This is a genomic window from Celeribacter sp. (assembly GCF_048266405.1).
Classification (GTDB): domain Bacteria; phylum Pseudomonadota; class Alphaproteobacteria; order Rhodobacterales; family Rhodobacteraceae; genus Celeribacter.
On sequence record NZ_JBLWZO010000003.1, the window covers coordinates 188,931 to 203,664 of the forward strand.

The 14,734-nt window shown below is 57.2% G+C and carries 10 protein-coding genes; 1 reads left to right on the plus strand and 9 read right to left on the minus strand.

The window, feature by feature from the left end; genetic code table 11:
• Positions 1 to 127 precede the first annotated feature (127 nt).
• The 9 genes from ACN0TS_RS08385 to ACN0TS_RS08425 form a co-directional block, all read right to left on the minus strand.
• On the minus strand, positions 128 to 2,440 hold the full coding sequence (locus ACN0TS_RS08385) for an ATP-binding protein (protein ID WP_417258897.1): 2,313 nt from the start codon (positions 2,438 to 2,440) through the stop codon (positions 128 to 130).
• 202 nt (positions 2,441 to 2,642) lie between these two features.
• On the minus strand, positions 2,643 to 3,821 hold the full coding sequence (locus ACN0TS_RS08390; protein ID WP_417258898.1) for an RsmB/NOP family class I SAM-dependent RNA methyltransferase: 1,179 nt from the start codon (positions 3,819 to 3,821) through the stop codon (positions 2,643 to 2,645).
• 92 nt (positions 3,822 to 3,913) lie between these two features.
• A complete protein-coding gene (gene guaB / locus ACN0TS_RS08395; RefSeq protein ID WP_417258899.1) occupies positions 3,914 to 5,365 on the minus strand; it encodes an IMP dehydrogenase in 1,452 nt (483 codons plus the stop codon).
• A gap of 163 nt (positions 5,366 to 5,528) precedes the next feature.
• Entirely contained in the window at positions 5,529 to 6,542 is a 1,014-nt protein-coding gene (locus ACN0TS_RS08400) for a tellurium resistance protein (protein WP_417258900.1), read from the minus strand.
• A 151-nt stretch (positions 6,543 to 6,693) separates the two neighbouring features.
• Positions 6,694 to 7,791 (minus strand): ABC transporter ATP-binding protein, encoded by a 1,098-nt coding sequence (locus ACN0TS_RS08405; RefSeq protein ID WP_417258901.1) that lies wholly within the window; start codon positions 7,789 to 7,791, stop codon positions 6,694 to 6,696.
• Positions 7,792 to 7,809: 18 nt separating this feature from the next.
• Positions 7,810 to 9,447 (minus strand): alpha-glucosidase, encoded by a 1,638-nt coding sequence (locus ACN0TS_RS08410; protein ID WP_417258902.1) that lies wholly within the window; start codon positions 9,445 to 9,447, stop codon positions 7,810 to 7,812.
• Positions 9,448 to 9,489: 42 nt separating this feature from the next.
• Positions 9,490 to 10,632 carry a carbohydrate ABC transporter permease gene (locus tag ACN0TS_RS08415; protein ID WP_417258903.1) on the minus strand — a complete coding sequence of 381 codons (1,143 nt, stop codon included), beginning with the start codon at positions 10,630 to 10,632 and terminating at the stop codon, positions 9,490 to 9,492.
• 18 nt (positions 10,633 to 10,650) lie between these two features.
• The gene (locus tag ACN0TS_RS08420) at positions 10,651 to 11,856 is read right to left on the minus strand and encodes a carbohydrate ABC transporter permease (RefSeq protein WP_417258904.1); all 1,206 of its coding nucleotides are present in this window, start codon (positions 11,854 to 11,856) and stop codon (positions 10,651 to 10,653) included.
• A 199-nt stretch (positions 11,857 to 12,055) separates the two neighbouring features.
• A complete protein-coding gene (locus ACN0TS_RS08425) occupies positions 12,056 to 13,339 on the minus strand; it encodes an ABC transporter substrate-binding protein (protein ID WP_417258905.1) in 1,284 nt (427 codons plus the stop codon).
• A gap of 315 nt (positions 13,340 to 13,654) precedes the next feature.
• Here ACN0TS_RS08425 and ACN0TS_RS08430 point away from each other — a divergent pair, with 315 nt between their 5' ends.
• Positions 13,655 to 14,686: a substrate-binding domain-containing protein gene (locus ACN0TS_RS08430; RefSeq protein WP_417258906.1), complete on the plus strand. Its 1,032-nt coding sequence runs from the start codon at positions 13,655 to 13,657 to the stop codon at positions 14,684 to 14,686.
• Positions 14,687 to 14,734: the final 48 nt, after the last annotated feature.

The window sequence follows — 14,734 nt, forward strand, 5'->3', positions numbered from 1 at the left end:
CGGGCTAAATCAGCTACGCCATTCAATTAACTACAAGGTGTAAGTGCTGGAATTTAAGCAAAAAAGTTAGTGTAAAATGAGTGACATAGATCACAGGAGCGCTCGCATCAAAGCACCGCGATAAAATTCACTCTTCGAACTGTTGCTGCACGATTTCGGTCAGCTCAGACAGAGAGAACGGTTTTTGCAGGAACACCGAATTTGGAATCCGTGCCTGCTGATCGGAGAAATGATCTTCCGCATAGCCGGAGACAAAGATAACCTTAACATCCGGACGGGCTTCGCGCGCCTTGGTTACCCATGTGGGGCCATCCATTCCGGGCATGATGACATCGGACAGGAATAGATCGACGCGCAGGCTCTCGTCCTCCAAAAGCTCCAAAGCATCTTCGGCGCATTCGGCCTCCAACACCGTATATCCGCGCAGTTTAAGGGCACGTGCCGCAAAGGCACGTACAGGCGCCTCATCTTCGACCAAAAGCACGACACCATCGCCCCGCTCCACAACACGTTTCGGTGTGGTCGCCGCTTCCGTGGCCACCTCATCGCCATTAGCAGCATGGGTGGGCAGATAGATGGAGAATTTCGTGCCCACGCCAACGGCACTATCCACAAAGATGAAGCCGCCCGTCTGCTTGATAATTCCGTAAGCCGTGGACAGGCCAAGCCCTGTGCCCTCGCCCGTTCGCTTCGTGGTGTAAAACGGCTCGAACACCTGCTGTAGCAACTCTTTGGGAATACCCGTGCCCTGATCGGTCACGCAGATCAAAACATAGTCTCCCGCAGGCACCGTCGCGCGCCCTTTCATCATGGCCTCATGCAACACCGCATTACGCGATTCTATCGCGATCTCCCCACCTCCCGGCATGGCATCACGGGCATTTACCACAAGGTTCATAATGACCTGTTCCAACTGCCGCTTATCAACGCGGATAGGTCGCAGATCGTCGTCATGGGAGACGGCAAGGCTGATCTTCTCTCCGACCAAGCGGTTGAGCAGATGGGTCAGATCGGACAGGGTATCACGCAGATTGATCACCTCAGGCTTGAGCGTTTGCTTGCGCGAGAAGGCGAGCAACTGCCCGACCAAGGCAGCGGCACGGTTTGCGTTTTGGTGAATTTGAACGAGATCGCCATATTCGGGGTCGGCACTATCATGGCGCAGGAGCAACAGATCACAATGCCCCGAAATGGCGGTCAGCAGGTTGTTGAAGTCATGGGCCACACCGCCCGCAAGTTGGCCAATCGCCTGCATTTTCTGGCTTTGCACGAACTGCGCCTCAAGGGCCTTGAGCTGTGTGGCGTCGGTCAATACGGAGACCAATTCAATCGCGCCATCCTCCCCCTCGACACGGGTGAGCGAGATTTGCAGGAAGGTGTCCTTTTCTGGTCGCGAGGCGCGCACAAACTCGGGTTTGTGCATCCGTCCTTGCGCCACATCACCGGCCCATTCCGACACGGACCGGCCCAACCCCTCAACGACATCTCCGAGGTTGAGATTGCGCGGATTGGCGGGCATGGCGAGCAATTCACGCGCCGCACGGTTGCTTTCGAGGATTTCACCCTCTGCGCTCACTTTGAGCAGCGCAACGGGCAAAGCATCGAAATCGGTCCATGCGCCCACTTGCGGCGTCAATTCGGGAAGGAAATAGACTTCCTGTCGCCCTGTCGGCGTTTCATACACCGCAACACGAGCTGAAATGGGGGTAGATTTCCCCGAAAGCAAATGCAGATCGCCGTTGCGCAGCGGCAAATCGTTGACGATCCGATCGAGAGCCGCGGGGCGGTGTCCGATCAAACGGTGAAGTGCTGCATTGGAGAACAACAGTTTTCCCTTCGCCGAGAGCACAATCATCGGTAGGGAAACAGCTTCTCCTCCAACCCCGTGCTCGCCACGTTCGGTGAGGTCTTCCAAGCGCCAAAGATAGTATTCGCTGTCCGCCCCGACCAAATGCACAGACAGGCGCATATGTCCCGTACGGGTGGCCACATCTTCGCACGCGGCGCCCTTGGCATGGGCAAAATTCTGCAACCGCGCCAAGGTCGCGGAGGGCGCGGCAAACATACCCTCAACAGTGGCCAGCATTGAGGCCCCTTGGCGTGAACCAAACCGTGTCACGGCGGCCTTGTTCTCATAGTCAATCACCCCGTCTGCATCCGTGGTGAAGGACGGCGCCGCGTCATGGGCGACGAAATTGGCAATCATTTTATGGAACTGACGGCGTTTGCGGCGTTCCCGCGCATTGAGCAAGCGCAGGATCAACACGATCCAGAGCAGTGCAAACCCGCTAATAAATGCCAAAACCCCTATTTGAGGATTGGGCACAACAAAGGAGAGTACACACAGGCCGAGCCCCAGGATGAAGAACCACACCGTCAAAGGTGCAAGACGCACACCAAGCCGCCCCAAAGGCCCAACACTCATTACAGCTGCGTTCAAAACTGCCCCTTCTCGCCCAATGGGCTACGCACGATCCACGGGTCTCGGACTGTGCCCAAAATTAGTTAACGCGCCCTTAACCCTCTCATCTTTGTAGTAAATGGTCGACTATCGGTAAAGTTGTTTCAGCCCAGAAATGCAACGTATGCGTGAAATTGTTAAGATCATGGACACTTATGCGTCCACGTGCCCCGAATTGCACTTAGGCTGATTTGCGCAGCACACAGACGAAAAAGCCATCCGCCCCCTCAAGCGGCGTTATCAACCGCGTGACCTCGACAGAAAATTCGGGATGACGTGCCAAGAAACCCGTGATCTGGTCGCCGTTTTCGACCTCGAACAAAGAGCACGTCATGTAGCCAAGCACACCGCCCTTGGCCACGCGCGGGGCCACCTCGTCCAAGATTTGCGCTTGGATTTCGGTCAACTCGGTCAGACGTTCAGGCGTCAGCGCCCATTTGGCTTGCGGTGCGCGCGACCATGATCCCGATCCCGAACACGGCACATCCGCCACGACCAGATCGTAAATGTCGTCCAATTGCGCCGCCCCAGCCGTGCGGATCGTCACCCCCGCCCGCTCGGACCGCGGGGCAATGTCTTGCATCCGCGACGGGTCGATATCATGGGCGGTCACGGACACATCTGCCTTGCACGCCAAGGCCAAGGCTTTCCCGCCGCCGCCCGCGCAGTAGTCCAACACGCTTTGACCGTCTTCGATCGGCAGAGTGTTGATGATGGCCTGAGAGCCCGCGTCTTGCACCTCGACCGCACCATCGAGATAAGCCAAGGAGCGCGCCACGGCGCGCGCGCCCTTGGTGACGATCAACGCCCCCTCGCTCAGCCCATGCGGCGCGGCAACAATGTCGTCGTCGGCCAGCATTTCAATGGCTTGCTTAACCGTAGCTTTGCGACGATTGACGCGCAAAAACACAGCGCTGCGCTCGCGGCATTTGGCCAAAACGGCATCCGCTTCCGCGCCCAAAGCCGCGTCGAACATGGGCAAAAGCCAATCGGGCGTATCCAGACGCACGCCACGCGGAGCGCCATCCAAGGGAGGCAGATCGCGCTCGGCGTCTGTCAGAGGCTCAGGCGAAAACCGCTCGCCCGAGAATAAGGTATCAAGGTCCACACCGTTGGCTCTAAGCGCCCCGATCATCACTTGGCGTCCCGTGGGCGTGGCCTCTCCCGCACCACCAAGCCATGCGTAGGAGCGCAGACACCGCAGCGCGTCAAAGACATAGTCGCGGATGGCGCGGCGATCTTTGGACCCCGCATAGCGGTTTCCCCGCGCCCAATTGGTCAAGGCTCTCTCGGCATTAACGCCAGACAGAACGGTATCGAGCAATTCAATAGCGGCGGAGAGACGTGCGGTTGGTGTCATTGGAGACAGCCCCTTATGGACGGACAAAGTAGGACGCAAATAGCAACGGGGGCGTAAGGCCCCCGTTCCCGTGTTCAAATTGTAGCGCAGGCTCAGCCGATACGGTAGTTCGGACTTTCGCGGGTGATCTGCACGTCATGCACATGGCTCTCTTTGAGGCCCGCGCCTGTAATCTTGGTAAAGTTGCAGCCTTTGCGCATCTCCGCCACTGTTGCGTTGCCCGTATAGCCCATAGCAGCGCGAAGACCGCCGACCATCTGGTGCAACACGGTGCCAACGGTGCCTTTGTAGGGCACTTGGCCTTCGATGCCTTCGGGCACGAGTTTGTCCGAAGCTGCGTCTTTTTGGAAATAGCGATCCGCAGACCCGCGCGCCATCGCGCCGAGCGAGCCCATGCCACGATAGGATTTAAACGAACGGCCTTGGTAGAGAATGACCTCGCCCGGACTTTCATCCGTGCCTGCGATCATCGAGCCGACCATTGCACAAGAGGCCCCTGCGGCGATGGCCTTGGCAAAATCGCCGGAGAACTTGATCCCGCCGTCAGCAATGACAGGCACCTCGCCCGCAGCCGCAGCACAATCCATGATCGCGGTGAGCTGTGGAACGCCGACACCTGCGACCATACGTGTGGTGCAGATCGAGCCCGGCCCGATACCGACCTTGACCGCATCCGCGCCCGCGCCGATGAGAGCTTTGGTCGCTTCCCCTGTGGCCACGTTGCCCGCGATGATCTGGACCTTATCGCCAAACTCTTTCTTGGCGCGGGCCACTGCGTCGATGACGCCGCTGGAATGTCCGTGCGCCGTGTCGATCACGATCACATCCACACCTGCATCGACCAATGCCTCTGAGCGCTCGAAACCACTGTCGCCCACAGAAGTAGCCGCAGCAACGCGCAAACGCCCGAGGTCGTCTTTGCACGCCGAAGGGTTCAACACCGCTGTTTCCGTATCCTTGAGCGTCAATAGCCCCGTCAGTTTGCCTGATCCATCAGTGACGAGCAGCTTTTCGATCCGACGCGCCTTCATCAGAGAAATCGCTTCGTCACGGTCCGCAGGCTCATGCAGGATCGCGAGGTCGTTGGAGGTCATCACTTGCGACACAGGAGTGTCCTCAGACGTGGCAAAGCGCATATCGCGGTTGGTCACAATGCCCACAACGCGACCCTCGTCATCAATGACAGGGAAGCCCGTGAAATTGTATTGCATCGCCAAAGCCCGTGCGTCGGCGATGGTTTGGTCTGCCGTCAGGGTGATTGGATTGTAGACGATCCCGCTCTCGAACCGCTTGACGCGGCGCACCTCATTGGCCTGATCGACCACGTTGAGGTTTTTATGGATCACGCCCATCCCGCCCATCTGCGCCATGGCAATCGCCATGCGCGCCTCGGTCACGGTGTCCATTGCGGAGGACAACAGGGGGATATTCAGCTTGATTGTTTTTGTGACGAACGTTGACGTGTCCGCTGTCGTCGGCAGCACTGAGGATGCCGCAGGAACAAGCAATACGTCGTCAAAGGTGAGAGCCTCGCGAATCTCCATCCAATTTCTCCTTGGCGTGATACGGTTAGGCACGCCGCTATTACACGGATCGGGCCATTTGGGAAGGGTGTTTGTGCCATTTCCCCGCCCAACCCCAAGATTTAGCGCCGCGGCCTGTTCGGACCACGGCGCTCTTGGCCTCACCTAAAGGGCGTTTAGCGGATTATACCGTCGCGGCGTTGGTGGCCTTGGACAGCTTGCCTCGCGCCCATATCTGCATGATTTTAAAGGCAATGACCGAGATCGCGAGTGTTGCCGCCACCAGTTCAAGCCCGCCGATAATGGCAAAGGGCGTCTCTTGGAACTTGGCCGCCGCGAACATCAGATTGGCGAAGGCCGCCATAGGAAAGGTGAACGCGCCCCAAAGAGCGGTGAACTCCCCCTTGGTGAAATAGCGCACCCCGAGCAGCATCACGACCAACACGGTAATCCCGAGGTAGCCAAAGGCCACGGCCAGACCTGCGTAGCCAAGCCCGGCAGCGACGATCCCGAACAGGGCGACAGGCGCGAGGTGAATGGCCAAGAGCGGACGCAGCGGTGGCGGCACATCGGCCTTGGTAAATTGCAGCGCGGAGATGAGCCAAATAGCGGCGGCAATCGGCAAAGTCGTCACCAAGAGCATTTGCGCCAGAGCGGACCAGCCCACAGCGGGCGCGGCCACACCGCCAATGATGAAGCCGACAAAGCTCAGATGCCACACAGGCGTCACACGTCGTTGCTCGGCAGGACCAATCATAAACGAACGGATGATCAACAGCGCCACGATCGCATGACCGATCAAGGACACGACAAGCACGAGCTTGGCCAAGGGAATGGAGAACGGCACAAGGGCGGCGGCAAAGAGCATCCCTGCCCCCGTCCCCGCCGACAGCCCAGCCCGACCAGGCAGAATGCGCAGATCGTCAGCCACAACCGACGGACGTCGTGCCACCTTGGCTTTGTAGGCAATGACGCCAAACACATAGAGCAAACAGACCGCACCGAGGATCATCTCGCCAATCCATGTCGGCGCATTCAGAGCCACGCCCGCCTGACGCCATGCCAATCCCATGCCGAGCAAACCCAACATCGGCGGGAAGATCGCGGGTGGTGTTGCGCGCCACAGCCCTTTGGGTGGTGTATTCAACGGTGGCGGCGGTGGAAAATACGGTTTCTTCGGTGCGGAAGTCTCGGACATGGGTTCGGCCTTTGTCATATTGCCTGTCTTGAATACCATCGCCCGAGCGCCGCGAACAGCCCGCACATCACCTTGTCTTGTGACGCGGTGTCGCGGCCATAGAAAAAGGGGCACCAAAGCGCCCCCTTTCCCAATCTTTCGCTTCGCCTGTTTACGCTTTGACGCGCATCGACACCCCATCGGCAAACAAATGCACCTTGGCCGGATCAGCCGTGAGATTAACCGTGTTGCCGCGCAGGCCCTTATGGATGCCAGGCAGTTTTGCGATCAACGGATCGTTGCCGCGCTCTGGCACGAAGTAGAGCAAAGTCACTTCGCCAAGGGCTTCGATCATATCGACTTCACCGTTGATGATGCCCAAACCTCCCTCTTTGACCAAGGTCAGGTCTTCGGGGCGCACCCCGACATTCACACGCCGCCCCAGATCGTCGGCGGACGTCGGCACGTTAGAGATGGCGACACCCTCGCCGTCCAGTTTCACTTCAGTCTGCGCGCCCGTTTTCACGATCTCGCCCGACAGAAGGTTCATTGCAGGAGAGCCGATAAACTGCGCCACAAACTCGTTGTCTGGCGTCTCGTAGAGCTCAAGCGGGCTGCCGACTTGCGCGATGCCCTTGTTGGCCAGAACCACGATCTTGTCGGCCAAGGTCATGGCCTCAACTTGGTCGTGGGTCACATAGACCATGGTGCTGTCGGGCATGCTCTCTTTGAGTTGCGCGATCTCCAGACGGGTCGCGACGCGCAAGGCGGCGTCGAGGTTGGACAGGGGTTCATCGAACAAATAGACCTTCGGGTCGCGCACAATCGACCGCCCGATGGCGACACGCTGGCGCTGCCCGCCCGACAGTTCTTTGGGCAGACGGTCGAGGTAGTCTTCGAGCTGAAGGATCTTGGCGGCTTTGGCCACGGCCGCGTCGATTTCCGCCTTGGGTTTCTTGGCAATCTTGAGCGCAAAGGACATGTTGTCGCGCACGGTCATATGCGGATAGAGCGCGTAGGACTGGAACACCATCGCGATGCCGCGCTGTGCGGGCGGCACATCGTTGACGCGCAGACCGTCGATCTCAAGCGTCCCGCTGGTGATCTTTTCCAGACCCGCAATCATTCGCAAAAGCGTGGATTTCCCGCAGCCCGATGGACCGACAAAAACGATCAACTCGCCTGTTTTGATGTCGAGGTTGATGTCTTTGAGGACCTCAACCTTTCCGCCATAGGTCTTTGCAACATTGGTCAGTTTTAGCTCTGCCATTGGATATCCCCTCCCAAATCAAACATGCTCACGCAGCATGATACAGGGCTGCCAAGGCCCAAGATGAATTTTGCCGTCCTCCATTGGAGAGGCGGAATTAAGTTCGCCACCGATTGCGTGCCACTGACCCGCAGGCGTCTCAAGCGTCGCGGGCGTATCGGTGAGGTTGAATGCGCAAAACAGCTCCTCATCCCCCTGTTTGCGCGTAAAGATCAAGCAACCATCCTCGACCCGCATCCCCTCTTGCGTGCCCACTTTGAGCGCGGCATGTGAGTGACGAAATGCGATGGCGCGGCGGTAGTGGTGTACGAGCGACGCGGGATCATCCTCAGCCGCATTGACCGACATGTTCACATGCTCGGAAGGCACGGGCAGCCACGTCTTTGTCGCATCGGAAAAACCGCCATTATGGTTGGATTTTTCCCACACCATCGGCGTGCGACAGCCATCACGGCCCTTGAACTCGGGCCAGAACTCAATGCCATAGGGGTCTTGCAGATCATCAAAGGCAATCTCCGCCTCTGGCAGACCAAGCTCCTCCCCTTGATAGATACAAGCTGACCCGCGCAGACACATCATCAAGGTGGTAAAGGCCCGTGCTGCCGCGGGGGACAGGTTCCACCGCGACACATGGCGGACCACATCGTGGTTGGAATAGGCCCAACAGGCCCACCCATCGGCGGCTACAGCGGCGACTTTGTCCATCACCTCCTTGATATAGGCCGCATCAGGGGTCTCGCCCGACAGCAACTCAAAGGCGTAGCACATATGCATGAGGTCATCGCCGGAGGTGTATTCCCCAAGGATCTCTAGACCGCGTTGCTCGTCGCCCACTTCGCCGACCGCAGCCGCATTATAGGGCTCCATCACCGCGCGCAGTTTGCGCAGGAAGGTGAGGTTTTCAGGGCGCGATTTATCGTAGAGATGCTCTTGCCAGTTGTAGGGATTGACGGCGGGCGCAGTTTTGGACGAGCGCGCCTCGGCGGGCAGCGCGGGGTTGTCGCGCAGTTCGGCGTCATGGGTGTAGAAGTTGATGGTATCGAGGCGGAAGCCATCCACGCCCCGCTCCAACCAGAAGCGCGCGACGTCGAGCAAAGCCTCTTGGACCTGTGGTTCGTGGAAGTTCAAATCGGGTTGCGAGGTCAGGAAGTTATGCAGGAAATACTGCATCCGACCCGCATCCCATTGCCACGCCGATCCGCCAAAGATCGACAGCCAGTTATTGGGCGGCGTGCCGTCGGGCTTGGCGTCGGCCCAGACGTACCAATTGGATTTGGCGTTATCATGAGACGCACGGCTCTCTTTGAACCACGGATGCTGATCCGAGGTGTGCGACAACACGAGGTCGATCATAACCTTGACGCCGTATTGGTGCGCCGTCTCGATCACTGCATCGAAATCTGCAAGCGAGCCGAACATCGGATCGACATCGCAGTAATCGGACACGTCGTAGCCGAAATCCTTCATCGGCGAGGTGAAAAACGGCGAAATCCAGATCGCATCCACGCCCAAAGAGGCAATGTATGGTAGACGTTGGACGATGCCCAAAAGATCGCCAATGCCATCGCCATTGCTGTCTTGATAGGAGCGCGGATAAATCTGATAGATCACTGCACCACGCCACCAATCGGGGTCTCGGGTAAAGGTTTTGGACATAGGGTCCTGTCCTGTCATTGCGTTCATTTTAGATGTGTTCTCTTATTTGACCGAGCCCGCGAGCAAGCCGCGAACGAGATATTTTTGCATGGCAAAGAAGACGGCAAGCGGCACGGCGATGGAGACGAACGCGGCGGTGGCAAGGATTTCCCAATTGCCGCCACGGGTGCCCAATAGCTCGATGATCTGACGCGTCATAATGGTGGTGTCGCCCGTACTGTCGATGAGGAACACCAGACCGACCAAGAGGTCATTCCATGTCCACAGAAACTGGAAAATGGCGAAACTTGCGAGGGCGGGGAAGGACAGCGGCAGGATGATCTTTATGAAAATCTGGAACTCTGTCGCGCCGTCTACGCGGGCGTTTTCGATGATATCTTTGGGCAGGCCGACCATGTAGTTGCGCAGCAAATAGATGGCGAGCGGCATCCCGAACCCCGTATGCGCCAACCACACCCCAAGATAGCCTTTGCCAATGCCGAGGCCGAGGTGTAATTTAAGCAACGGGATCAACGCCAGTTGCAGCGGCACGACGAGCAAGGCCACCACAAAGGCCACAAGCAGCGCCCGCCCCGGAAAGTCCATCCACGCAAGAGCATAGGCCGCAAAAGCTGCAATCAGGATCGGGATGATCGTCGCGGGAATGGTCACAGTGAGCGTATTGAAAAACGCCTTGGCCATGTTTTGCGATGTTGTCGGCGAGAACAGCATCTCGTTGTAGTTGTCCAAGGTAAACTCTGGTGGCGTCTCGGCGGTGGTAAACACACGCGGCAACCGCTCCCCCTCAAAAGACGTGGGCGAAGTCAGTCGAAAATCGCCCGCCACATCCACGGTCACGGTCCAATCGTTTTTCAGTTCCGCCGTTTCCCCGGGGGAATATGCCTCGGGATCACGCGAGGACGTGCCCCACTTGGAAATCGTCGCATCCGTGGATGGGAACAGATCGCCCTCGATCACATAGAACGGACCATCCATGACCTCATCACCCTCAAGGCGGATGGCGGGGTTCTGGCTTTCTTGGGTGAACAGCGACGCCCACCACCCTGAGGAGTAAATCTGATCAGCGGTGCGGAAAGAGGACACCAACAACCCAAGCGTGGGGAAAATCCATAGCAACACGAGAAGGGCGACCGAAATGTGAACGGCCCAGGTGAGCGATGATTTAGATCCAGCGATATTATCCATAATCTCTCTCCCGCGCGATCAGCGCATTTCCCGACGTGCGTTGACGACATTCCACACCAAAATCGGTGTCACGAGCAACATAATGACCATCGCCGCCGCCGACCCGACGCCCCAGTCATTGGCCCGAAACAGTTTGTCATACATGTAGTTGGCCAAGACCTGCGTCTCCCATTGACCGTTGGTCATGGCGTAAACGATGTCGAACACCTTCAGCACGGTGATGGTGATCGTGGTCCACACCACCATGATCGTTCCCATCATCTGCGGAACTTTGATTTTGAAGAAAATCTGGAACGGCCCTGCCCCGTCGATGATCGCAGCCTCAATAGTTTCCTCAGGAATACCGCGCAGCGCCGCCGACAGGATCACCATGGCAAAGCCCGTCTGAATCCAGATCAGCACCGCCATCAAAAAGAAGTTGTTCCACAGCGGAATGGTCAACCATTGCTGCGGGTCATTGCCTGTCAGGTACATATAAACCGCGTTGAGCACACCGATTTGCTCGGTGCCGGGTGGGCGCGCGTCATATACGAGTTTCCAGATCACCGAAGCGCCGACAAAGGAAATCGCCATCGGCATAAAAATGATCGATTTGGCAATATTGCCCCATTTGATCCGGTCGGTCAGCTGCGCCACGATCAGACCGAAAATGGTCGACATGGCGGGCACGACGATCAGCCAGAGCATATTGTTGCGAATGGCTTCCCAGAACTTGGGCTCGGAGACCAGTTGACGGTAGTTATCCAACCCCACAAAGGCCCCGTCCTGAGCGCGATCTGTCAGCGACAGGCGCAGCGTCTCGAACACGGGATAGGCCAGATAGACCGTCAGCACGAAGAGCGCGGGAAACAAGAACAGCCACGGGCGAATGATATTGGCGCGGTTGATATTATTGCCCGCCGATTGCTCAACTTTAGGAAAGAGAAAATGTACGCCCAAAAGGAACACGGCCGACACAAACAATGTCATGGAGAGCGATGTGTAGCCCCCCCATGATTGTAATGAATAGAGAGGGAATGGTTTCAAACCCAATAGGACAATCCCAAGAATAATGAGGATCACAAGTGCGAACGCAATTAACCTTTTGGTCTTGGCTTGTTGCACTGAAACATTTCGCGGTGGAAATAGCACCTTATCAATCAACAGGTTCGAGGCGTAAAAGTAGCTTACACAGGCCCCGACCCCGACCACGATGGTCATCAGACCTTGAAGTGCTGGATGCATGTCCATTCCCCTCCCAAAAGGATCGTTCCGTCATCGCGCCGTGTTCGTCATCGCGAATTGGGCGCGTTTTTATGATGGCAGTTACGCGAAGAGAGCGGATGGACTGCTCCCTGCGGATAGCAACCTTAAGTCAGTATGGCGCTCGCCATTGAAAAAGGGCAACCCGAGACATGCTCGGATTGCCCAAAATGTGAATCTCTTACTTCAGAGCGTCCCAAGAGGACTGAATCTCGTCAGCCACAGCTTGGGCATCTTTGCCGCCTGTGTAGTCAACCATACCCGTCCAGAACGAGCCTGCACCAACGCCACCAGGCATCAGGTCGGAGCCGTCGAAACGGAAGGTGGTTGCGTTGAGCAAGATGTCGTTCATCGCCCGTTGCGTATCGGAAGAGAACTTCGATGGATCAACACCTTTATGCGGTGTGAGGAAGCCGCCTTCGGCCATCCACAGCTCGTGAGCGGCTGGATCTTCGAGGAACTCGATCAGAGCATGCGCGCCCTCGGATTCGTTGGTGATCGCAAAGAGCGTACCAGCGCCGAGAACAGGCTTGCCGAGGTCTTTTTCAGCATAGGCAGGGAAGTAGAAGAAGTCCGCATCCACACCCATTTCCGTGCCCTCAGGGAAGAACGCAGGGATAAAGGATGCCTGACGGTGCATGTAGCATTGGGGTGGGCTGTCAAACAGGCCTTTGGGGCTGTCGCGGAAATCGGTGGTTGCAACCGCACCTGCGCCGCCAGCAACGTAAGCGTCATTACGTGCGAACCAACCGAAGTCTTCGATAGCAGCAACAACTTTTGGGTCGTTGAACTTCAGGTCGTTGGAGACCCATGCATCGTAGTCCTCAGGAGACTGCGTGCGCAGCATCAGGTCTTCGACCCAGTCGGTTGCAGGCCAACCCGTCGCGGCACCGGAACCCAGACCAATACACCAAGGTGTCTCGCCGTTTGCGGCAATCTCTTCGGTCAAAGCTTTGAGCTCTTCCATTGTGGTTGGAACGTCGTAACCGGCGTCCTCGAAGTTCTCAGGCGAATACCAGACGAGAGATTTCAGGTCGGCACGGAAGAACATGCCGTACAGGTGATCTTCACCCTCTTTGTTGGCGAAGGTCGCCAGATCAACCCAAGACTGACCCGCAGCGTAGTTCTCTTTGATCCACTCGCCCACTTCGGGTTTGAGAGGCGTCAGGAAACCACGTGACGCCATATCAGCGGCAAGACCGGGCTGCGGGAACACAGCTACGTTTGGCGCGGAGCCGGCTTCGGCGTCGATGACGATTTGCTGTTCAAAGCTATCGGAGCCAACATATTTAACTTCAGCGCCTGTCTTCTCTTCGAAAATATCAAAGATTTTTGCGATAGTTTCGGACTCAGGGCTGAGCCACGGACCTGCAACTGTAATCACTTCGCCAGACAGGTCCTGCGCGGATGCGGCCCCGATGGAAAGTGCGGCAACAGCGGCACCCGTCAAAAGATATGTCTTCATGTAAACCTCCCAGTTTCTGCCTAGACAATGGTACGTTTCCGAGCGCTCAAGCGATGGAATCAAACAGATTCGATCCATTTACCAAAGCGCTTTGGATGCCCTAGGGTGGTTTAAACTGGCGGCACTGTCAATGATGTTAGCGCGGCCATAAACGCACAGTCCCCCCAAACAGTGGACACAAATGCCAATGCTGCAATGCAGCATCAAGTTGATTGACGAACCCAACGTCAAACACGGACTAAACCTTTGCCATGAAACAGGAAACGCTCTACGCTTTATCAATATTCCAAGCAGACCAAAGGGCCGTCGTTCCCCATGAATCTCAAAAAACTTTCAGATATAGTTGGCTTATCGCAAACGACAGTGAGCCGCGCACTCAATGGATATCCAGAGGTTTCGGAAGCCACCCGCGAGCGCGTGCGCAAGGCTGCCGAAAAGTATAACTACGCACCGAACAACCGTGCGCGTTCCTTGGCGACAGGGCGCACCCACGCCGTCGGCCACGTGATTCCCGTTTCCACCGAACACGAAGTGGTTAACCCCGTATTCACCGACTTCATCGCAGGTGCGTCCGAGATCTACGCTCGCGAAAACTACGATATGCACCTGAAAATTGTCCCCGACGCGCAAGAGGAACAAACCTACCGCGACATCGCGCTCAAAGGCGCGGTGGATGCGGTCATCGTTCACGGACCAAAGGACAACGACAAACGGATCGAACTGCTCCGCAGCATCGGCATGCCCTTTGTCGTGCATGGGCGCTCGGGTGGCAAAGGTGAAGATGACTATTCGTGGGTGGATATGAACAATGCGCGGGCATTCGAGCGGGCCACCGATTTCCTGCTTGATCTCGGGCACAGGCGGATCGGTTTGCTCAATGGATTGGAGAGCATGGATTTTGCCTTGCGCCGCCGCCACGGCTACACCGCCTCGCTCACCGCACGCGGCATTCCCGAAGACCCTACCATTTGTTACTCTGCTGAAATGACAGAGGAATTCGGCTATAACGCGACCAGCGCCATGCTGCAATCAGACGAGCCCCCCACGGCCTTTCTCGCCTCATCCATCATCATCGGCATCGGTGTGCGCCGCGCCTGTGAAGAGGCCAATCTGAAACTGGGGCGCGATGTGTCCTTGGTGATCCACGACGACGATTTGTCCTATCTGCGCAATGGCACGAGTGAACCGATTTACACTGCAACCCGCTCCTCCGTGCGCCTTGCAGGACGGATTTGCGCCGATATGCTGATGCGGCGGATCGCCAATCCAAGTGCGCCACCAGAACATCGGTTGCTTGATGCCGAACTGATCATCGGCCACACCCACGGCCCTGCCCCCAAACCCTAAAGGCCCGCTACGCAACAAAACACGCAGCGCGAAAAATCAAAGCGCTTT